The organism is Paenibacillus sp. GCM10028914 (assembly GCF_042666275.1).
Taxonomy (GTDB): Bacteria; Bacillota; Bacilli; order Paenibacillales; family Paenibacillaceae; genus Paenibacillus_AQ.
The window spans coordinates 721,211-742,730 of sequence record NZ_JBHTFO010000018.1; the positions used below are offsets into that span (position 1 = coordinate 721,211).

Here is a 21,520-nt window from a genome sequence, read left to right on the forward strand (position 1 = left end):
TATAGAGGAGTGATCCTTTTGTGTGAACTTCGTTTGCAACAGATGTTGTAAATAAGATACAATGAGTACGTCATTTAATAGAACATCAATTTAAGGAAGTGAAGAGAAATGAAAAAAGGTACAATCGAGTTAGAAAACGGCGGAGTAGTAGAAATTCAATTTTTGCCTGAAGAAGCACCGAATACGGTAGCCAACTTTGAAAAATTGGCTAACAGCGGTTTTTATAACGGACTAAGCTTTCACCGTGTAATTCCAGGCTTCGTAGCTCAAGGTGGATGCCCTACTGGTAACGGTACAGGCGGTCCTGGCTACACAATTAAATGTGAGACTGCAACGAACACCACTAAGCATGATGTTGGTGTATTGTCTATGGCGCATGCAGGCCCTAACACAGGCGGTAGCCAGTTCTTTATCTGTTACGGCCCACAACCTCACCTGGATGGCGTTCATACCGTGTTTGGTAAAGTGATTAGCGGTATGGAGCATGTGAACAATGTAAGACCTGGTGATAAAATGAAAGAGGTTAAAGTATTCGAAGCTTAATACTTTAATATTGGACAACCTTCCTTTATAGGGAGGTTGTTTCTTTTTGTAAGTTCTTTTGATGTATTGAGCCATTCACAAATAGACATAAATTTCTATAAATTAATACCTTGTGTTTTGTATTTTGTTTTGTTACGATTTTATTAACTAAATAAAGTTTCAATTTATATCCTTCGGGGCAGGGTGAAATTCCCTACCGGCGGTGATGGACGTGATAACTTAGCTCATGAGCATGTTATTGCGGACTTAGTCCGTGACCCGGATATACGTAGGTGAGTATGCTGAAGTATATGCGGTGGACCTGGTGCAAATCCGGGACCGACAGTATAGTCTGGATGGGAGAAGGATAAGAGGCGTACCTTGTTTTTTAAAAGGTAGGTCTGCCAGAAATGACATTTTTGATATGTGCAGGTTTTCACAAAGTATTCACAGCTGATTTGCTTAGCTTTTTTTTGTGCTACAGTTTATTTGTGTTACTTTGGTTGCATCTGTCATATCTTGTTTATTTCTGCTTGTCTATTATAACTCCCGTATACTCAAAGCCCTGTTTGGATTTCATGATCCATACAGGGCTTTTTTTGTGCAATACGGAACAGTTCCGATTGGAATCAATTCCGACTTCAATGATCAATTGCGTGAAGAGGGAGGGGAGTATGGTTGAGAGATATGATGAATGATGAATTTTATATGTCACTTGCATTAGAAATGGCAGAACGGGCTCAAGGTCAGACTGGCATAAATCCGGTAGTCGGTTGTGTCATTGTAAAGGATGGCATGCTTGCTGGAATAGGTACACATCTTGAAAGAGGAACACCGCATGCTGAGATTCATGCCCTTCAAATGGCTGGAGATAAAGCGGCTGGCAGTACGGTTTACGTTACACTCGAACCATGTAGTCATTATGGCAGGACGCCACCTTGTAGTGAGAGGTTAATTGCAGAGAGGGTAAAACGAGTTGTAATTGCTGCTGAAGATCCCAATCCGCTTGTAGCTGGCAAAGGGATTGAAATGCTACGTGCTGCTGGGATTCAGGTTGACATCGGAATTCTAAAAGATCGTGCACTTAAACTAAATGCATCTTTCATAAAGTTTATTTCGACCGGAAGGCCATTTGTCACACTGAAGACAGCAAGCACATTGGATGGCAAAATTGCTACGAAAACGGGTGATAGCAAATGGATATCCAATGAAGTCGCAAGGGAGAGAGTCCATACACTTCGGCATCGCCATCAGGCTATTATGGTCGGGGTATCTACAGTCATAAAGGATGATCCGCTGCTGACGACTCGTCTACCCGTAGATGGGCTGAATCCGATCCGGATTGTAGTGGACTCCAGACTCAATATTCCTTTGAAAAGTAAAATGTTAACGGACAGGAATGCAAGGACGATTATTTTGACAACAAAGAATGGGGATGCGGGGAGAAGAGAGGCGCTTCAGAAAATGGGGATCGAGGTCTTGAGCTGTGGGGATGGTCCGCGAGTAGATTTAAGTCTTGCAATGACTTTATTAGGTCAGATGGAGATTGGCTCTATACTTCTTGAGGGTGGAGGCACCTTGAATGGCTCCATGCTTGAAGAACAGCTTGTGGATCAGATTGTTCTTTTTATGGCCCCCAAAATCGTAGGTGGCTTGGGAGCTCCATCGAGCTTTGCATTTAACGGTGCCGCACATATGAGTGAAGCCATTACTTTAAGGGACCTTGAGATTGAACAGCTGAATGATAATTTGTGTATTCGAGGTATCCCCGTGTGGCCGTAACGGATTCATAGATTATTTTTTCGATAAGAAATGGAATCGAGCTGGAAAGGAGGGATCCTGTGTTTACAGGATTGGTAGAAGAAATCGGTGAACTTCACCGAATTGGTCGGAAAGGTGAAGCGATGGTACTAAGCATATCGGCTTCACGAATAATGAATGATTTAAAGCTTGGAGATAGTGTAGCCGTTAACGGTGTATGTTTAACCGCGACCACAATTAATACAAGTCAATTTACCGTTGATGTTATGCCTGAGACTTACCGTAGGACCAATCTTAAGGAGCTTCAGGCAGGTAGCAAAGTGAATTTGGAACGAGCGATGGCAGCCGGAGCAAGATTCGGCGGGCATATTGTTCAGGGCCATGTTGACGGAACAGGTTACATTCGGAGTATTAAAGAGGATCAAAATGCAGTCGTGTATGAAATTACGCCTTCGAATGCAGAACTTTTTAAATACATTATTCCTAAAGGCTCGATTACTCTAGATGGGGTTAGCCTGACCGTTGTAAATGTAAATGAGTCTTCCTTTACGGTGTCCATTATCCCTCATACACTTGCCGAAACCATACTCGCATCTAAGAAAGTTGGCGCCACGATTAACATAGAGAACGACGTTATAGGTAAGTATGTCGACCATCTTCTTCATTACGGTTCGCGAGGGGCAGCAAGTAAAGAAAAGAGTAGTGGTATTAGCCATGAATATTTGTCTGAGCACGGATTTGCTTAATAATACATGTTATTTACACCATGAAAATAGAGGAGAAATGAGCTATGGATAATCAATTTAAGTTTAGCTCGATTGAAGAAGCAATTGATGACCTGAAGCAGGGGAAAGTCGTAATTGTTGTTGATGATGAAGACCGGGAGAATGAAGGCGACTTTATCGCACTTGCAGATAAGGCAACACCCGAAGTTATTAATTTCATGATTACGGAAGGCAGAGGATTAGTATGTTTGCCTATTACACAAGAGAGGGCTAACGAATTGGATTTACAGCCTATGGTTACTCAAAATACCGATTATCACGGGACTGCTTTTACAGTTTCCATCGATCATAAAGATACGACTACCGGTATATCTGCATTTGAAAGATCGCTAACAGTTCAAGGAATATTAGATCCGGATGCTGCACCTTCCGATTTCAGAAGACCAGGGCATATGTTTCCGCTTATTGCGAAGAACGGAGGTGTTTTACGCCGGGCAGGTCATACGGAGGCAGCGGTTGATCTGGCTCGCTTATGTGGATCGTTTCCAGCGGGTGTCATTTGCGAGATTATGAAAGAAGATGGGACGATGGCGCGTTTGCCTGATCTTGCCCAGATCGCTTTGAAGAATAACCTTAAACTGATCAGTATTAAAGACCTGATCCATTATCGTAATGATAAAGAGAAGCTAGTCACCCGAGAGGTTTCGGTTCGTATGCCAACAGATTTTGGAGAGTTTCAGGCAATTGCTTATACGAATGCAGTTGATAATAAAGAGCATATCGCACTTGTGAAAGGTTCGATTAGCGGTGATAAGCCGGTTCTGGTGCGTGTCCATTCTGAATGCTTGACCGGTGACGTATTTCATTCTCATCGCTGTGATTGTGGTCCCCAGTTTGATGCAGCTTTAAGGCAAATTCAAGAAGAGGGAGAAGGCGTTCTATTATATATGCGACAAGAAGGCCGAGGCATCGGGCTTATTAACAAGTTAAAGGCTTATAAGTTGCAGGAGGAGGGGCTAGATACCGTTGACGCTAATTTGAAATTAGGCTTTCCGGCCGACTTGCGTGACTATGGTATTGGGGCACAGATCCTGAAAGATCTTGGGGTTCGTCAAATTCGCTTATTAACGAATAATCCACGGAAGATTAAAGGACTTGAAGGTTATGGGCTTGAAATCGTAGAACGCGTTCCTATCCAGATGCCTGAGAATGATGATAATACCGGATACCTTCATACAAAACAGGCGAAACTCGGTCATATGCTGCAGTTTAATGATATGTAGTCCAATTCAATAGAACTCTTATCACAATTATTAATCAAAAAAATACTAATTTATCCCAATCTGAAAGGTTGATGACAAATATGGCACACTATTTTGAAGGAAATCTCGTATCTGAAGGTTTAAAGTATGGAGTTGTTGTAGGGCGCTTTAATGAATTTATTACTAGTAAATTACTAGGTGGGGCTCTTGATGCTTTGAAACGTCATGGAGTTCAAGATAATGAGGTCGATGTAGCGTGGGTACCAGGGGCATTTGAGATTCCTCTGATTGCTCAAAAAATGGCGGAAAGCGGTAAGTACGATGCTATTATTACGCTTGGAACTGTGATTCGGGGTTCAACTACACATTATGATTATGTATGTAATGAAGTTGCTAAGGGTGTATCTGCAATTAACCTGAAAACCGGAGTGCCAACGATTTTTGGTGTTGTGACAACGGAGAATATCGAACAAGCGATTGAAAGAGCAGGAACGAAGGCAGGTAACAAGGGCTGGGATTCTGCAATGGCAGCAATTGAAATGGCAAACTTGACGAAACAGCTAAAATAGTGCTTATTTAATGTAGTGCCCTTTTTAGAATCTACTAAGGGCGCTGCATTTTATTTTGTGGCGGGAGGATTCACCGTGACTGTACTATATAAGCTGGAGACATTTGAAGGACCGCTGGATCTGTTGCTTCATCTCATAGATAAAGCGGAAATTGATATCCAGGATATCCCCGTCAAAGAGATTACCGAACAGTACATGGCTTATTTACATTCTATGCAGGAGCTGGAGCTAGAAGTTACCAGTGAGTTTTTGGTGATGGCTGCCACACTGCTTTCGATTAAGAGTAAACTGTTACTGCCGAAACCACCGGTTATTGAAATGGACGAGTTTGATTATTACGAAGAAGAAGATATCGATCCAAGGGCGGAACTTGTTCAGAGGTTGATTGAATACCGGAAGTACAAAGGGATTGCACAGCACCTTCATGAACGAGAATTTGAACGTAGTCTGATCTATTCAAAGGAGCCGGAAGATTTAACTCCTTTCATGCCCGAGGCGGATGAAAATCCGGTTTTAGGGTTGCATACTTCTGATCTGATTGCTGCATTCCAAAAGGCACTCAGTAAAGCGGTCAAACGTACTTCATATGCCCGCATACAGAGAGATGAATTATCGGTTAAAGACCGGATTAAGCAGGTGGTACATACTCTGGAAAGCGCTGGTCCGGGTGGCAGAGTATTATTCTCAAAACTTCTGCATGAAGAAATGGTAAGGCATGAAATTGTCGTTACTTTTTTGGCGATTCTTGAATTGATGAAAATGAAACAAATATGCTGTTATCAAGAGAAATTATTTGATGACATCGTAATGGAGTGGAGAGGGGAAGTAAGGTTTGATGGATTTTCCGAAGCTGAAATCGATTATTGAGGGACTGTTATTTTTATCTGGCGAAGAAGGATTGTCGGTAAAGCAGATGACAGAAATTACAGAACAACCGGCCGACGTCGTTAAAGATGCTTTGAACGAGATGAAGAAGAACTGCGAACAAGAACATCGGGGGATTCAAATTGTCCAAATAGCAGGTAGCTATAAACTAGCAACGCTGCCAGAACATGCACCTTATTTCGAAAGGCTTGCCTATTCTCCTTCACGCTCTTCTTTGTCTCAGGCTGCACTTGAGACACTATCTATTGTCGCTTACCGACAGCCAATTACACGTGTTGAAATAGAGGAAATACGAGGTGTGAAAGCAGAACGGGCGATTCATACTCTTACAAATAAAGGATTAATTGAAGAGGTAGGCCGTGCTGAAGCAATTGGAAGACCAATTCTCTATGGAACGACTAAATCATTTTTGGACTATTTCGGATTGGCGAGTATTAAGGATTTACCTGAACCTTCACAATTTGAGGCAGACGCTGAGAGTCTGGAAGAAGAGACGCAGATGCTGTTTGATAAGCTAGATAACAAGCAGCTTACATTTGACGATGTGAATTAAGATAAATGGATAGAAGCTCGGGGACATCCCTCGGGCTTCTTTTTGCTTTATGTTCTTTTCGTATCATTTAGAGGAATATTTGCCATACTAAGCCAGAGAGTTGTTCAACAACGTTTTGGAGGTTACAGTGTGGGGATATGGCTTTTTCTATTGATACTGGTGCTGTTGATACTGGTTGTTCTGCTTATCCTCATCATGGCGTCCACGGTTACGATTCGATTGCACCTCGTTCTTCGAAGTAAAGAGTATAGGATGAATGTAGGTATTCGAATGCTGTACGGTTTAGTCGATGTGCAGTATGAAGTGCCTTTTAGGATAACAGATACAGGAGTGCATTACAGCGACGTACCACTTTCAACGGATTCATCGACTGAGACAAGCGACGTTGCAGTAGAGAAGAACAGTAAGAATGTGTTTCGATTCAGGGAATATCAAAAACTAATTTGGGGCACTAAAGGTCTCAAAAATTGGTTGCTGAATACGCTATCCATCGTGAGATTATCTGAAGTCCGTTGGGCGACTTCCCTTGCCTTGGATAATGCAGCCGAAACAGCTGTAGCAGCAGGTGCTGTGTGGGGAGTAAAGCATACCATCCTCGGCTTGCTGTCCTTTTATGTTAAGTTGACAAGTACTCCTCAATTACAAGTGTTACCAGACTTTGATGGACCTCCTCAACTATCAACAGACTTTAGTTTTGTCGTTAGAATTACTTGTGGCAGAGCCATATTTGCAGGACTTGTGCTTATTGTTCGCATCTTGACGATAAGAGGAGGACTTAAAACTTGGAAGAACGCCTTGTTTAGAGCTTGAGCAGTAAATGTGGTGTGATCAATACATAATCCATCTCCTCGGTGCGCACAATACAAATAGTGTAGGTAAGTCCTTATTTATATCGCACAGAGGAGGAAGTCATCATGTCAGATCACCCCATTCAAGGGTTAATGCAAACCGCGATGGAAAATATTAAAGCGATGGTTGATGTGAATACCATCGTTGGAGATCCTGTAAACACGCCGGATGGAACCGTTATTCTTCCGATCAGTAAAGTCGCTTTTGGTTTTGCAGCAGGTGGAAGTGACTATAATACAGATAGCGGCAGTAATGGACGTGGAGGAGATAACCAAAGCAGTAATCAGCACAGCAACAATCGCTCGCTTCCTTTCGGTGGAGGTAGCGGTGGTGGTGTATCCATACGGCCGATCGCATTCCTTGTCGTGGCTAAAGAAGGCGTTCATATCGTTCCGCTTGATAATCAGACTCATCTGTTCGAACGCATGATTGATGCGACACCTTATTTACTTGATCAAATCCAATCGATGTTTCAAAGCCAAAGCCAAAATAAGGGCCAGGGCCAAACTCAAAACGCTACTCAACAGTCCCAATAATCCACCAAAGATCCCTTCCAAATACCGGAAGGGATCTTTGGTTTTTATTTATATCGTTTTTTTATCTTTTATTTGTATGAAATCAGAATTCGGGAAAAGGACATACCCTTGGCCATATCTGCATATACTTGTACAAGATTTTGACCACCGGAGGATAAAAACTATGAGACGATACAATCGTTTTACCAGCAAAACCATGTTTGTATTTCTATCGGTTCTTATATTGCTGCTTGGTACTGTGATCCCTGCTCATGCTGAACCAGAAAATGAAAAGCCTATGCCCCCATCAAACCATGCTGAGGCTGCAGCTCTGATTGATGTTACATCTGGAAGGCTCCTTTACAGTAAAAAAGGGGACGAGCGCATGAGAATTGCGAGCCTGACCAAAATCATGACAGCAATTGTAGCCATCGAGCGAGGAAACTTGAAAGACACAGTCAAGATAACTAAGAACTCGTTCGCGAAAGAAGGCTCATCTCTTTTCCTGAAGCTAGGGGAAGAAATGTCTCTGGAAAACCTGCTGTATGGTTTAATGCTTCGATCAGGTAATGATGCTGCTTCTGCAATTGCAGAACATGTGGGTGGCTCTGAAGAAGGTTTTGTGCTCATGATGAATGAAAAAGCGTTAGAGCTTGGTCTGAGTAATTCACACTTTATGAACCCTCATGGGTTAGACCATGACAATCATTACTCATCGGCCAATGATTTAGTCAAATTGACAGCGTATGCGTTGAAAAATGCTACATTCAAGGAAATTGTGAAAACACCTATGAAAAAAGCTCCGAATCCGAACGAGAAATGGGATTACAAATGGGATAACAAAAATAAAATGCTTCGTTTTTATGACGGTGCGGATGGTGTTAAGACAGGCTATACCAAAAAAGCTTTCCGTTGTCTTGTTAGTTCGGCTACTAGAAATGGACAACAGATCGCTGCAGTCACCTTAAACGATGGTGATGACTGGAATGATCATTCCAATATGCTTGATTATGGGTTCGATAATTTCTCACTAAACCAGATTACCGTACAGGGACAGAAGATACAGGGGTATTCGTTTGTTACCGGTTCCAGCTTTTCATACGCTCTAACGAAAGGTGAAGAGGGGAAAGTATATAAGAAGCTTGTACTGAAAAAGGAGAGTAATCCGGATCTGAACTTTGGACTCAGAGGTTATGTAGAACTATCATTGAATGGGAAAATGATTGGACGGGTACCTGTGTATGCCGAAGGAAGCCAATTACCAAGAGAGACAATTAAGAGTGCAATGGCACAGGATTACGATAAAGGAACCCTTTTGCAGGCAGCTGGAAAAATAATTAGATTAATGTTCGGAGGAACACAATAACGTCGTTTTAAGTGAATGGGAGAGAGAGCTTGGATGAGGAAATGAACGGGGGAGAGCATGATGATCAATGTGATTTGGATGGGGATGATCCTGGCCGGTTTTATATTCGCTGCCTTCACTGGAAATATAGATAGTGTGACCAAAGCTGCTTTTGATGGAGCGCAAACGGGAGTAACAGTTTCATTCGGACTGATCAGTGTTTTGGTGTTTTGGCTGGGGATGATGCGGCTGGCAGAAGATTCAGGAATGCTGGCTAAGGTAGCTAAACTTATGGGTCCTGTCGTCCGCTTTTTATTTCCCGATGTACCAAAAAATCATCCAGCCATGGGTTATATTTTGTCCAATATGAGTGCGAATTTGTTTGGTCTTGGGAATGCAGCCACTCCAATGGGTATCAAAGCAATGCAAGAGTTGCAAAAGCTTAATCCAGATAAAGATACAGCCACACCAGCGATGTGTACTTTACTTGCCCTTAATACCGCAAGTATAACCATTATTCCTACAACACTTATCGCGATTAGGATGAACTATCATTCCGCTAATCCAACGGAGATTGTAGGTACAACCCTCCTTGCTACGGCTGTGGCAACACTAGCAGCTATCATTGCCGATCGATTTTATAGAGCGCGTACAATTCGGAAGAATAAACCTCCGGGCCTAGGTAATCACCTGAATACAACTGTAAACGGGAAAGGATGAGGATAGGTGCTGGCGTGGATTAATACAATATCCGCATGGTCAATTCCGGTCATTATCGCGTTCATTCCGCTATATGCCTATACGAAAAGAGTACCTGTTTATGAATCTTTTGTAGATGGAGCGAAAGATGGTTTTTCAACGGCGATATCGATTATTCCTCATCTGGTAGGAATGATGGTGGCGATTAGCGTGTTTCGTTCCTCGGGTGCATTGGAGTTTTTGGTTGGGTGGACAGCCCCTTTCTTGCAGTGGCTTGGTGTCCCAAGTGAAGTTCTCCCTTTAGGAATTCTTCGTCCCCTGACAGGAAACGGGTCCTTGGCTTATACTACGGAATTGATTCGGGCCTATGGTCCCGATTCTATGATTGGCCGGATTGCTTCTACAATACAGGGTAGTACAGATACAACGCTATACGTTCTTACTGTATATTTTGGTGCGGTAAGTATACGAAATGGTCGATATGCTCTAAAGGTAGGATTGTTTTCTGATGTTGTAGGTTTCATAGCTGCAATCGCTGTATGCCTGTTCGTCTTCGGATGAACAGGCTTTTTTACTGAAGACAAGGACAGATGTCTATATCGCTGCAACCGGTACCGCATATACTGATGCATCCAGATCGGTATGATGAGGTGATTATATGGGGTTTGAAGGTTTTGTCATACACAATACCGCATGTGAGAAGGAGACGAAGCTGGAAAAATGGGATTTTATCATCCGCAGGGATGGATCTGTTTCTACTTCGTCTGTATTGCTTGACTCCGAGAACATACACATATGCCTAGAAGGTGATTTTAACAGAGATTATGACGCGATGGATAAGGAACAAAAAATCCAGCTTTTTACGGCCAGTAAGATTATTGCAGAGCTGTCTAAACGCTATTCGATATCCCCGCTCTACTTGTTTCCACATTCTGAAACATGCCCTGGAGCATATTTTCCATGGAACGCGCTTGTGATTTATCCTGCAGGTGGGTATCATTAGACTTGAGGTGACCTAACGAACATGGAGAGATTACAAAAAATTATGGCACAGGCTGGGATAGCTTCCCGCCGCAAGTGCGAAGAATTGATTTTGCAAGGAAAGGTGCAGGTAAACGGGGAGACCGTAACCGAGCTCGGTACGAAAGCGGATCCCGATCAAGATATGATCACGGTAGCAGGTAAACCGATCAAGAATGAGAAAAAAGTTTACATCATGCTAAACAAACCCAAGGGTGTCATCACGAGCGCTTCCGATCCGGAAGGCCGCAAAATCGTGTCGGATTATCTTAAAGGTATAAAAGAACGTGTGTATCCGATCGGGCGGCTTGACTATGATACGGAAGGGCTTTTGTTGCTTACGAACGATGGTGAATTTGCTAATTTACTTAGCCATCCAAAGTATCATGTGCCAAAAACGTATCTTGCAACTGTAAAAGGCGTACCACATGGAACAGAACTGGACAAGCTTCGTCAAGGTATTATGCTGGAAGACGGAATGACTTCACCTGCTGAGGTTGAGTATAAGGACGTAGATCCGGATAATAAGCAATCCGTTATTTCCATCACCATTCACGAAGGACGTAACCGCCAGGTTCGTCGTATGTTTGAAGCTATAAACCATCCAGTGTCTCGTCTGAAACGTATATCTTATGGCGACTTACTGCTTCAAAATTTAAAAAGAGGTTTGTATCGTCATTTGACCGCTGATGAAATAAATACGCTCAAACAGTTGGCGAAATCGGCCAAGCCGGAAGGAAGTCAACGAAAAAAACGGTAAAAGATGACACATAATATTCAAATTGGAATGCAGCTTTTATGGCAAATTTCGTTATAATTGTTCATAGGATGTTCACACCTGTTACGAACGATATGATGAATGTCATAGAAAGGATGCTGCTTCGTTTATGGGTAAGTCGAAAAAAACTGTTCAAATCATCATACTGTTGATTATTGTTCTTTTAGGTGCTTATGCTGTGGCGACCGTTGTTATGGGTAAAGACGGGATTCCCAGGGAAGGCGATCAAGCTCCTGACTTTCAACTGCTTGGGCTGGACGGTAAGGTGCATACCTTGAAGGAATACGATGGCAAAGCCAAAGTGATTAACTTCTGGGGAACTTACTGTCCACCCTGCGTGAGAGAAATGCCAGCTCTTCAAGCTCAGCAGGAGAAGTGGCAAAGTGAAGGTGTCGAAATTATAGGTATTAACGCTGGTGAAGACAAAATGACGGTTGAGAATTTTGTTGCTCAGACCGGCGTGGAATTTCCTATATTAATGGACCCGGATCGCAATGCGGTGACTAGCTACAAAGTTGGCGCAATGCCGGCAACCTATTTTGTGTCGTCCAAAGGCGAAATCGTTCACATAAAAATCGGCGAACTAGATTTAAGCACCTTGGACAAACAAATTGAACAGTTGGTGAATTCACAATGAGTCAAGAATCAAGGCCTTTTATTGCGAACACTAAGTGCGAATGTGGCCACCAAAACCCAACAGGAACCGTGTTATGTGAAGCTTGTGGTAAACCTTTAACTGAAGAGGCTGAGTCTCAAAGTATTTTAGAGATGCGTTATGATGGTGTGGCCCGTCGTTCGCAAAAGTCTAATCCGGGTGTTATCGACCGGGTGTGGAACTTTTTCTCTTCCGTTAAAGTTGCGATTTATTTGATTATACTGACATTAGTTGGTTCAATGTTTGGGACGATTTTTCCTCAGGAGAGTACGTTTCTAAATATTGATCCGTCAGTATATTACAAACAAGAATATGGGAAAATAGGTCACATTTATTACTTGCTTGGTTTTTCTCATACATATACGTCATGGTGGTTTGTACTGTTATTGGTGATGATTGGCGCTTCACTCGTTATTTGCAGCCTGGATCGTGTTCTTCCACTGTACAAAGCGCTAAGCAGACAACGAATTCCTAAACATATGTCTTTCCTTACTCGTCAAAAAGTAGCCTATCAGACTCCGATTGCTGAAGAAGGAGCAGAGTGGGTAGAGAAGGTTAAGCCGCTTATACGTAAAAAAGGATATCGTGTGCGTACGGATGGTGGTACTTTGCTTGCAGAGAAACAACGCTTTAGTCGCTGGGGGCCTTATGTGCTTCATATCGGACTTATCGTATTTCTTCTTGCTGTACTTGCCAGAGGGCTTCCAGGGATGCACATGGATGTACATTTAGGTTTCCCAGAAGGGGATGTAAAGAAAATCCCTGATACGAGCTATTATCTTAAAAATGATGGTTTTACAGTTGAGTTTTACACTGAAGATGATATGCCGGAGGAATTTAAAGGCAAGGGGAAGGTCCTGCCTAAAAAGTTCGAAACGAAAGCGATTCTATATATGTGTGAAGCCGATTGTGACGATTTGACCAAGGAGCCGAAGCTAGTAGAAGTTGATCGGCACAATATTGAAGTGAATCATCCCTTGAATTATAAAGGTTTGATGGCATATCAGTTCGATTATGACTTGACCCCGGTTATTCGCTCTGTTTCACCTGTGTTAGTAAATGCTAAGACGGGAGAAGAATACGGGAAGTTCAATTTAAATATTCGAGATCCGGAACGTGAATACAAGGTGGGAGCTTACACGCTTAAGCTTAAGTCTAAATTTTCAGACTTCGGCCTAAATGATCAAGGTGAGCCCGCCAATATGTCATCAAGTCCTAATGCACCAGCATTTTTATTCCTGATTCACGGCCCTGACCTTCCTGAAAGTGGAGTTCAGTATTTCTACTTCCCGAAACAAATTGACAAGGAACGTTTTCAGCAGGATGCACTGAATACACAGTTAGCTGGTGGAACGATCCCTCTCAATCTGGATGTGAAAAACATGGAGGATGTCGATTTATCCAAATCCACTACATACTTGAACGTACGTGTTGATAAAGTTATGCCTTTTATTTGGATTGGAGCTGCCATAGGCATGCTTGGTCTCATCATGGGCTTCTATTTCCAGCATCGCCGGATATGGCTTCGGATCGATAACGGGATGCTGACATTGGGAGCACATACGAACAAGAATTGGTTCGGATTACGTCGGGAAATATCGGCTGTACTCAAGCAAATGAACATCGAGGTTGAAGAGAAGTCATTGGAGAATAATAGGGGGAGTAAGCCATGACATTAGTGGATTTTAGCAGCGATGTATTTATAGTTGCATTCTTACTTTATTGTTTGTCATTTAGTTTTTATGGATTGGCCGTATTAGGTAAACGCTTTAGAAAGAGAGACCCTGAGGCTCATGTTGCGAAGTGGGGAAAGATTGCCTTCGTAACGGCTACGATCGGGTTAATCGGTCACTTGATTTATTTCTTTACTCGTTGGGCAGGTTCAGGACATGTTCCAGTCAGCAATATGTATGAGTTTATGACATTCCTGTCAATGGCTATTATGATTGCATTCTTAGTTCTTTATTTGATTTACCGAAAATCCTTGCTTGGATTATTTGCACTTCCGCTTGCAATCATAATCATGGCCTATGCTGCTGTATTTCCTCAAGAAGTACAACCGCTGATTCCATCCTTGAAATCCATTTGGCTTGGAATTCACGTAACCTTGGCTGCTCTAGGTGATGCATTTTTTGCAGTAGGTTTTATAGCCGGGTTGATGCACTTGTTAAGAACGGTTAATTTTAACAGTACTGACAGGGGAGCTCGTCGAGAACAGCTTTGGTTGGAACTTTGCATGTTTGCTATTGTGGTATTAATCGGGTTTATCGTTTCTGTATACGGCTTCCGTTCTGGAGGCTACCACGCAGAGTTCAACCAGACAAATATTGACCCTAAGACAGAAGTCAGTACAATAGTTAAAGTGGATTATGATATGCCTCCACTTGTTGCACCGTATAACAGTGAGACTGTCAGTATGCAGCCTTTCCTAGGCATGAAGTCCCCACTCTTTGAGGCACCTTCTTGGATGAACGGTGTTAATGCTGGCCGCAAGTTAAACACGGTTATATGGTCGATTGTTAGTGGTATTATTCTATATGGATTACTTAGACTAGTTCTGCGCAAGCCCCTTGCTAAAGTGATCCAACCTGCACTAAGTAAGCTAGATCCTGACGATCTGGATGAAATCAGTTACCGGGCTATCGCTATCGGTTTCCCAATCTTTACTCTAGGCGGGCTTATCTTTGCAATGATTTGGGCGCAAATTGCGTGGGGACGTTTCTGGGGATGGGATCCCAAAGAAGTATGGGCACTTATAACTTGGCTATTCTATAGTGTATACCTGCACTTGCGATTATCCAAAGGTTGGCAGGGGAAGAAATCGTCTTGGCTCACAGTTATCGGCTTCATAGTCGTCATGTTTACACTCGTTGGCGTGAATTTGATTATTGCTGGCCTTCATTCCTATGCCGGAACCGAATAATATGATAATGTAGTACAAGTGAATCAGATTATGATATAAACCAGAAAGGTCCTCAAGTAAGATTTGATGAGGGCCCTTCTGATTTTCCCTTATGATGAAGGAGATGTTACCGATGACAGAGCATGGAAATCGTATCCTCGTAGTAGATGACGAAGAGCGCATTAGGCGATTACTTAAAATGTATCTAGAAAAAGAAGGATATGAAATCGACGAGGCAGAGGATGGAGAAACCGCTCTTCGGAAAGCAACTAACGAAGATTATGGGCTCGTGCTTTTGGATGTTATGTTACCGGGAATTGATGGTGTTGAGGTATGTTCCCGTTTGCGTCAAGTGAAATCCACTCCAATTCTTATGCTTACGGCAAAAGGTGAGGAAATTAATCGTGTGCAAGGATTTGAAGTAGGTGCTGACGATTATGTTGTGAAGCCATTTAGCCCTCGTGAGGTTATTTACCGCGTAAAAGCGATTTTGCGTCGTTCTTCTGCAACTGCTTATTTAACGAAAGAGACTACTCCAACGAATAGTATTGTATTTCCACACCTTGTCATTGAGCATGATGCTCACCGTGTAACAGCGGGAGGACAAGAAATTAGCTTAACACCAAAGGAATATGAATTATTACATTATTTGGCGTCATCACCTGATAAAGTTTTCTCGAGAGAGGAACTTTTAAAGGATGTTTGGAATTATGAATTTTTTGGTGATCTCCGTACAGTAGACACGCATGTGAAGCGTCTGCGCGAAAAACTTAATAAGGTATCAGGCGAAGCTGCTGCAATGATTACAACGGTATGGGGTGTAGGCTACAAGTTGGAGGTTCCTAAGTAAGTGAACTTCTGGAGGTCGCTTGTCGGCAAGCTGTGGATAACGATAACATGCCTTGTAGCTTGTGTCTTACTGACACTGGGGCTGTTTCTGCTTCCTTATATTGATACCGTATTTACGAATTCCGGAGATATTAAACGGTTATTTACTTATGCGTCGATTATCGGATTCTCGATGACGACTTTCTTTGGGTTGTTTCTTCTTACGAAGATTACCCAACCGATGCAGAAACTTATCCAGGCAGCGAATGCGATCCGAAAAGGAAAATATGGAACGCGCCTCGACCTCGTTACGAGTGATGAGATCGGAGAACTAGCGAATACGTTTAATCACATGGCGGCTGAACTGGAAACGACGATTCGTAGTTTAAACCATGAAAAAGAGCATTTAGCTAGTGTCCTTCGCAGTATGAGCGATGCAGTAATTACTTTTGATAATAATGGTGATGTTATTCTAGCCAATCCTCCAGGTCAGGACGTTATCAAGACTTGGCAGGGGCTACAGTGGGACGAGGATTTAGAGGGTGGTGGATGGGCAGCTGATGTGATGCCTGAACCTCTTAATGCCCTATTCTATAAAACGATGCATGAAGGTAAAGATCAGAGTACAGATTTACATGTGAAGCAGGGCGTCTGGGAAGCGTCAATGGCTCCGCTTTATTCGGATGATGTCATTCGTGGTGCTGTTGTAGTTCTTCGTGATATTACGGAACAAGTAAAGCTTGAAAAGATGCGCACAGACTTTATTGCTAATGTATCACATGAAATTCGAACTCCATTATCCATGATGCAGGGTTACAGCGAGGCGCTTCTGGACGGCATGGCAGCTTCTCCAGAAGAGAGTGAAGAGCTTATAAAGGTCATCCATGAAGAATCGCTTCGAATGGGAAGGCTTGTTAAAGATCTTCTCGATTTAACAAGGATGGAAGCGGGGCACTCGGAACTGATGTGTCGTCACATGGATGCCGAGGAATTGTGTGAACGTGTTTATCGCAAATTTTCGGTTCGGGCTAAAGAACGAGAAATTGATCTTCATTTGAAGAAGTTGAACAATAATTTGAAGATCAATTCAGCCGATGAAGATAAGCTAGAACAAGTTATGACGAATTTGCTGGATAATGCTTTTCGACATACTCCTTCAGGAAAGGCTATCGAAATAATTGTTGATCGCGTTCAGAATCAATCGGGTGCCGCTCTTAAAATTGTCATATCAGACCAAGGAGTAGGGATTCCTACAGAAGATCTACCTTTTGTGTTTGACCGTTTTTACAAAGCAGACAAGGCTCGCGTACGTGGCGAATCTGTTGGTACGGGAATTGGACTTGCGATTGTAAAAAACATTATAGAAGCGCATAAAGGTTCGATTTCCGTTAGTAGTGTTGTTGGTGAAGGCACGAGTTTCACGTTCTACATACCGGCGGAATGAGAAAAATAACATCAATTATTTACAAAATACAAAAAACACCTTTGCTATAGAAGGTGTTTTTTTGTTGAATGATAAACATTAATCTTGTTCTACGTGGAACATATAAAGCCCCCGAATCCATTGTTAGTTACTACTAACATCTGGTATTCAGGGGCTTATATAATTTATGATTTTATTAAGGAAGTATAATTTCTTGAGCGGTATTCAGATCAGCAAGACCCGTTAGTTTTACAAGTACTTCTTTTGGAACATCTTTATCTACCGTTAAGAACATGATCGCTTCGCCGCCGATAACTTTACGACCCACTTGCATGGATGCAATATTGACATTGTTTTCGCCAAGCAGAGTACCTACTCGACCGACAATACCCGGTTTATCATTGTGAGAGATTAAGATTTGGTTGCCTTCTGGCGCGATATCAACCGGGAATTTATCTAAGCGTACGATTCGTTCGCCGTAACCGTGAAGCAAAGTACCAGCAACCAGACGTTCGCTTCCGTTTTGCGATTTCAGAGTAACTGTTACAAGGTTAGTGAAGCCTTTTGTTTTAGGAGTCTGAGATATGACAACATTCAGATCACGGCTTTTTGCAAGATGCATAGCATTCACAATATTTACATCGTTACCCAGGTGACGCTCTAGAATTCCCTTAACGATATATCTTGTCAATGCTTGGGTATCAACCTCAGCAAGTTCTCCCGCATAGTCAACATGAATTTCGTTAACAGCATGAGCTGTAATTTGGGCCACCACACTACCCAGCTTTTCTCCTAGAGGGAAATATGGTTGAAGCTTGTTCATTACATTCGCTGCTACAAGAGGGAAGTTAACCGCATTTTTAAACGGCTCATTTCTCAGGATATGAAGAACCTGTTCTGAGACATCAATAGCAACATTCTCTTGAGCTTCCACAGTGGATGCACCCAAGTGAGGAGTAACGATAACTTTAGGATGTGTAAGGAAAGGATGATCCTCTTGAGGAGGCTCTTGTTCAAATACGTCAAATGCTGCTCCAGCTACGATTCCTTGATCGATAGCTTCGACAAGTGCATACTCATCGATAATTCCACCACGAGCACAGTTAACAATACGCATACCAGGCTTCATCACTTCGAATTGTGGTCTAGCGATCATGTGACGGGTTTCTGGCGTAAGCGGCGTGTGTACTGTTATGAAATCCGCATTACGGATAATAGCATCAACAGAAGCAAGTTTTACTTCAAGCTTATCCGCACGTTCTTCAGTAAGGAATGGGTCAAAAGCGAGAATATTCATGCCGAAAGCTTTAGCGCGTTTAGCAACTTCGCTTCCGATACGTCCCATACCCATCACTCCAAGGGTTTTGTTGCGCAATTCAACACCAAGGAATGATTTACGGTCCCACGTACCGGAAATGGTTTTAGCATAAGCTTGAGGGATATGACGAGCTAATGCAATCATCATAGCGAAGGTATGCTCTGCTGTAGTGATTGTATTACCATCGGGTGCGTTAATAACAACGATCCCGCGTTTTGTAGCTGCTTCCAGGTCAATGTTATCTACACCGACGCCTGCGCGGCCGACTACTTTTAGGTTCTTACCTGCACTCATAATTTTTTCTGTAACACGAGTCTGGCTTCTCACTAAAAGGCCGTCATACTCGCCGATAATAGCCGTAAGCTCGTCTTCTGTGAGTCCTGTCTTTTTGTCCACCTGCACGTCTGGTGCATCCATAAGCTGCTGGATACCCAAGTCACTAATCGGATCCGATACCAAAACTTTAAACATGGTTTCTCTTCCTCCTCAATACTCTCTAATTATAATGTGCTAAATATAGAATAAGGCTTGCGCAATAGCGCACTCCGTTATACTTTAACTCAGATAACGCGGTAATGTGTCAAAGGAAAAAGTCCATAAAAAAAACCCTAATCCGCATACTACTTCCGTAGTAAGGGACGAGAGTTATTCGTGGTACCACCCTTATTCACTGCCATAAGGCAGCCTCAAACGGCCCGTTAAGGCCTTGATTGGTAACGGATATCATCCGATTACGCCTACTATATTTCAGCGGAATATCTCAGGATCGCTCAAGTACACTTTTCGCCGCCGATTTGCACCTACCATCGGCTCTCTGTAGACGTAAGAAGCGTCTTTTTTCCATCATCGGTTTTAGTCGATTAATTTTTTCATAATGTATCATGGCGCTTGCAATTATGTCAATAGGTATTTAGGGATGAATCGAAAGTTATGATCAGAGCTATATCAAGGCCTAAGCCTTGTAATACGGGCGTTTTTTTTGCTATGATGCTTATGCCAACTTATTTTATAACTGCTCAAGCATTTAACTTTATAAGGCAATATTACTACGAACGGTCTTTAGACCAATAAAGAGACAGGCAGGCTAACATGAAAAAATTCAAAATAAAAATCAAGAAAATTGAGCCGCACCAACTCAATGATCGGCTGCTACTGATTAATTTATATTTGACCCAAGGATTAACATTGATTTTAGGCATTATTTGGATATTGTTTCAACAACGGAATCCTTTTCAACTGCTTGCATTACCTTCAGACGGACAGTTTGTTCTGTGGGGGCTGGGGCTTGCACTGACGATGTTAGCTGTTGACTTTCTACTGTCTCGGATCGTGCCAGAAAGCAGCATGGATGATGGTGGGATCAATGAAATGCTGTTTAGTAAAAGACCCGTGTGGCATATCATCCTTATCGCTTTCATTGTTGCTGTTTGTGAAGAGATTTTATTTCGTGGGGCTATTCAACATGCATTCGGCCCTTATTGGACTAGTATTTTATTCGCAGTTATTCATGTACGGTATTTAAAACATTGGATTCCAACAGGTTGGGTGTTTTTGAGCAGTTATGGCTTGGGGTACATCTATATGGAATCTGGAACGCTGTGGGCCCCGATTATTTGTCATTTTGTCATTGATTTAATATCAGGTATGATGATTCGTTTTCGGAGGAAGGAAGATAATGAACGAGCTTAGCAGAATGGATAGACATCGGAGCCGAAATAAAGGCCGGAAAAAAGATAACAAAGCTGAATCAAACGGTAAGGCTTTTCGTTCAACAAACACCAAAGAAAGTAAAGAGCAACGTATTCGTCCAAGATCAAGCGCAAATATCCAGTCAGATCCTTTTCAGATTGAAACGCGTGAGGTAAATGAACTCCGTAGAGTTAGATCTAAAGGATATCGGGATGAAGAGCATGATCAATCAGTACCCTCGAGGGCGAATACGTATCCTTCGCATCGAGTAAGAATGAGTAAATTATTTGTTAATTCACTTATTATTACATTTATCCTATTGATGGCCGGTCTGCTCATATGGGGGCTTATCGGTGCACCGCCCCTGGAGGAAATACTTTGATTGTATGGGTATGTATTGTGTTAGCGGGAATAGCACTTACAGCTTTGACATGGATGAGAATCGAAGCAACTGGTTACCGTGTTAGGTATGATGATGTAGAATCAGCCTTGGTCCCAAATGCATTTCAAAGATACAGAATCCTGTTTATTACCGATATTCATCGCCGTGAGATCTCTTATCAGAGGCTGCAAGAGCTTGAACTTTGCCCGGATTGTATCCTGCTTGGTGGCGATATAACAGAGAAGGGCGTGCCGTGGGATCGGGTCAGAGCTAACTTAGAAGTACTCCGCCGAATCGCGCCTGTTTATGGGGTTTTAGGTAATCACGATCTAGTTGCCGGGAGTAATAAACTGGAAAAGTTGTTCTCTGAACTTGGATTAACGTTACTAAAAGACAGAACGGTTAAGTTAGAAAAAGATGGCTGTTCCATCGCTTTAAGCGGGGTAATGCAGCCTGCTTCACGCAAACATCAATACAGTCGATTTAGAGGTAACCCGAGGATAGGTCAGTATCATATTTTATTAGTTCATGATCCGATCTGGATCTTGGGAAAGCGTAATATTTCAGCTGATCTGATATTAGCCGGTCATACCCACGGAGGACAGGTAATTCTTCCTCTACTCGGAGCCATACGATTGAAAGGATTTTATAAGAAATACTTTGCCGGATGGTACAATCTTAGACAGAAATCAAATTCATTTATAAGACTGCTGATTAGTCGCGGGTTTGGTACTTCTCATATTCCATTACGTCTAGGATGCCCGTCTGAAATGCATTTGATCACTTTAAAAAAGCCTTGATCCCAACCGCAAATAGCGGAAGGATCAAGGTTTTTTCATT

At 42.5% G+C, this 21,520-nt stretch carries 23 protein-coding genes, 1 riboswitch and 1 other annotated feature; of the genes, 22 read left to right on the forward strand and 1 reads right to left on the reverse strand.

Features of this window, described 5'->3' with window-relative positions:
• The first annotated feature begins 108 nt into the window (after window positions 1–108).
• The 19 genes from ACFQV5_RS23930 (at window position 109) to ACFQV5_RS24020 (ending at window position 17,312) form a co-directional block, all read left to right on the forward strand.
• On the forward strand, window positions 109–543 hold the full coding sequence (locus ACFQV5_RS23930) for a peptidylprolyl isomerase (RefSeq protein WP_379250734.1): 435 nt from the start codon (window positions 109–111) through the stop codon (window positions 541–543).
• 165 nt (window positions 544–708) lie between these two features.
• A riboswitch (FMN riboswitch) is annotated at window positions 709–894 on the forward strand.
• Window positions 895–1,209: 315 nt separating this feature from the next.
• A complete protein-coding gene (ribD, locus tag ACFQV5_RS23935; RefSeq protein ID WP_379251152.1) occupies window positions 1,210–2,304 on the forward strand; it encodes a bifunctional diaminohydroxyphosphoribosylaminopyrimidine deaminase/5-amino-6-(5-phosphoribosylamino)uracil reductase RibD in 1,095 nt (364 codons plus the stop codon).
• 59 nt (window positions 2,305–2,363) lie between these two features.
• Entirely contained in the window at window positions 2,364–3,029 is a 666-nt protein-coding gene (gene ribE, locus ACFQV5_RS23940; RefSeq protein WP_379250736.1) for a riboflavin synthase, read from the forward strand.
• 44 nt (window positions 3,030–3,073) lie between these two features.
• Window positions 3,074–4,291: a bifunctional 3,4-dihydroxy-2-butanone-4-phosphate synthase/GTP cyclohydrolase II gene (locus ACFQV5_RS23945; RefSeq protein WP_379250738.1), complete on the forward strand. Its 1,218-nt coding sequence runs from the start codon at window positions 3,074–3,076 to the stop codon at window positions 4,289–4,291.
• Between the two features lie 80 nt (window positions 4,292–4,371).
• Complete coding sequence (gene ribH, locus ACFQV5_RS23950; protein WP_379250740.1) at window positions 4,372–4,839, forward strand: 6,7-dimethyl-8-ribityllumazine synthase; 468 nt, start codon at window positions 4,372–4,374, stop codon at window positions 4,837–4,839.
• Window positions 4,840–4,914: 75 nt separating this feature from the next.
• The gene (locus tag ACFQV5_RS23955) at window positions 4,915–5,706 is read left to right on the forward strand and encodes a segregation and condensation protein A (RefSeq protein ID WP_379250742.1); all 792 of its coding nucleotides are present in this window, start codon (window positions 4,915–4,917) and stop codon (window positions 5,704–5,706) included.
• Window positions 5,675–6,277, forward strand: a complete 603-nt coding sequence (gene scpB / locus ACFQV5_RS23960; RefSeq protein WP_379251154.1) for an SMC-Scp complex subunit ScpB — start codon at window positions 5,675–5,677, stop codon at window positions 6,275–6,277. Before ACFQV5_RS23955 ends, scpB begins: the two co-directional genes overlap by 32 nt.
• 129 nt (window positions 6,278–6,406) lie before the next feature.
• Window positions 6,407–7,087, forward strand: coding sequence for a DUF2953 domain-containing protein (locus ACFQV5_RS23965; protein ID WP_379250744.1), 681 nt, complete (start codon window positions 6,407–6,409; stop codon window positions 7,085–7,087).
• Between the two features lie 104 nt (window positions 7,088–7,191).
• Window positions 7,192–7,662 carry a GerW family sporulation protein gene (gene ytfJ, locus ACFQV5_RS23970; protein ID WP_379250746.1) on the forward strand — a complete coding sequence of 157 codons (471 nt, stop codon included), beginning with the start codon at window positions 7,192–7,194 and terminating at the stop codon, window positions 7,660–7,662.
• A 163-nt stretch (window positions 7,663–7,825) separates the two neighbouring features.
• Entirely contained in the window at window positions 7,826–9,007 is a 1,182-nt protein-coding gene (locus tag ACFQV5_RS23975; RefSeq protein ID WP_379250748.1) for a D-alanyl-D-alanine carboxypeptidase family protein, read from the forward strand.
• 60 nt (window positions 9,008–9,067) lie between these two features.
• Window positions 9,068–9,706, forward strand: coding sequence for a nucleoside recognition domain-containing protein (locus ACFQV5_RS23980; RefSeq protein WP_379251155.1), 639 nt, complete (start codon window positions 9,068–9,070; stop codon window positions 9,704–9,706).
• 6 nt (window positions 9,707–9,712) lie between these two features.
• A complete protein-coding gene (locus tag ACFQV5_RS23985; RefSeq protein WP_379250750.1) occupies window positions 9,713–10,246 on the forward strand; it encodes a spore maturation protein in 534 nt (177 codons plus the stop codon).
• Between the two features lie 97 nt (window positions 10,247–10,343).
• Window positions 10,344–10,688: a peptidoglycan recognition protein family protein gene (locus ACFQV5_RS23990; protein ID WP_379250751.1), complete on the forward strand. Its 345-nt coding sequence runs from the start codon at window positions 10,344–10,346 to the stop codon at window positions 10,686–10,688.
• 21 nt (window positions 10,689–10,709) lie between these two features.
• On the forward strand, window positions 10,710–11,465 hold the full coding sequence (locus tag ACFQV5_RS23995) for a pseudouridine synthase (RefSeq protein ID WP_379250753.1): 756 nt from the start codon (window positions 10,710–10,712) through the stop codon (window positions 11,463–11,465).
• A gap of 127 nt (window positions 11,466–11,592) precedes the next feature.
• Window positions 11,593–12,120, forward strand: a complete 528-nt coding sequence (locus tag ACFQV5_RS24000) for a redoxin domain-containing protein (RefSeq protein ID WP_379250755.1) — start codon at window positions 11,593–11,595, stop codon at window positions 12,118–12,120.
• On the forward strand, window positions 12,117–13,811 hold the full coding sequence (locus ACFQV5_RS24005) for a cytochrome c biogenesis protein ResB (protein ID WP_379250757.1): 1,695 nt from the start codon (window positions 12,117–12,119) through the stop codon (window positions 13,809–13,811). The genes ACFQV5_RS24000 and ACFQV5_RS24005 overlap by 4 nt, the downstream gene beginning before the upstream one ends.
• Entirely contained in the window at window positions 13,808–15,061 is a 1,254-nt protein-coding gene (gene ccsA / locus ACFQV5_RS24010; protein WP_379250758.1) for a cytochrome c biogenesis protein CcsA, read from the forward strand. Before ACFQV5_RS24005 ends, ccsA begins: the two co-directional genes overlap by 4 nt.
• Before the next feature lie 112 nt (window positions 15,062–15,173).
• Window positions 15,174–15,890: a response regulator transcription factor gene (locus tag ACFQV5_RS24015; protein ID WP_379250760.1), complete on the forward strand. Its 717-nt coding sequence runs from the start codon at window positions 15,174–15,176 to the stop codon at window positions 15,888–15,890.
• A complete protein-coding gene (locus tag ACFQV5_RS24020) occupies window positions 15,891–17,312 on the forward strand; it encodes an ATP-binding protein (RefSeq protein ID WP_379250762.1) in 1,422 nt (473 codons plus the stop codon). It abuts the gene before it with no gap.
• 175 nt (window positions 17,313–17,487) lie between these two features.
• Here ACFQV5_RS24020 and serA read toward each other — a convergent pair whose 3' ends face one another.
• Window positions 17,488–19,080: a phosphoglycerate dehydrogenase gene (gene serA / locus ACFQV5_RS24025; RefSeq protein ID WP_379250764.1), complete on the reverse strand. Its 1,593-nt coding sequence runs from the start codon at window positions 19,078–19,080 to the stop codon at window positions 17,488–17,490.
• 160 nt (window positions 19,081–19,240) lie between these two features.
• Window positions 19,241–19,465: a binding site (T-box leader), on the reverse strand.
• A gap of 233 nt (window positions 19,466–19,698) precedes the next feature.
• Here serA and ACFQV5_RS24030 point away from each other — a divergent pair.
• From ACFQV5_RS24030 to ACFQV5_RS24040, 3 genes are read left to right on the forward strand one after another with little or no spacing between them, the layout of a single operon-like run.
• Entirely contained in the window at window positions 19,699–20,298 is a 600-nt protein-coding gene (locus ACFQV5_RS24030; RefSeq protein WP_379250766.1) for a CPBP family intramembrane glutamic endopeptidase, read from the forward strand.
• Entirely contained in the window at window positions 20,285–20,680 is a 396-nt protein-coding gene (locus ACFQV5_RS24035) for a hypothetical protein (protein ID WP_379250768.1), read from the forward strand. Before ACFQV5_RS24030 ends, ACFQV5_RS24035 begins: the two co-directional genes overlap by 14 nt.
• Window positions 20,677–21,480 (forward strand): metallophosphoesterase, encoded by an 804-nt coding sequence (locus ACFQV5_RS24040; RefSeq protein ID WP_379250769.1) that lies wholly within the window; start codon window positions 20,677–20,679, stop codon window positions 21,478–21,480. The genes ACFQV5_RS24035 and ACFQV5_RS24040 overlap by 4 nt, the downstream gene beginning before the upstream one ends.
• The last annotated feature ends 40 nt before the right edge of the window (window positions 21,481–21,520 follow it).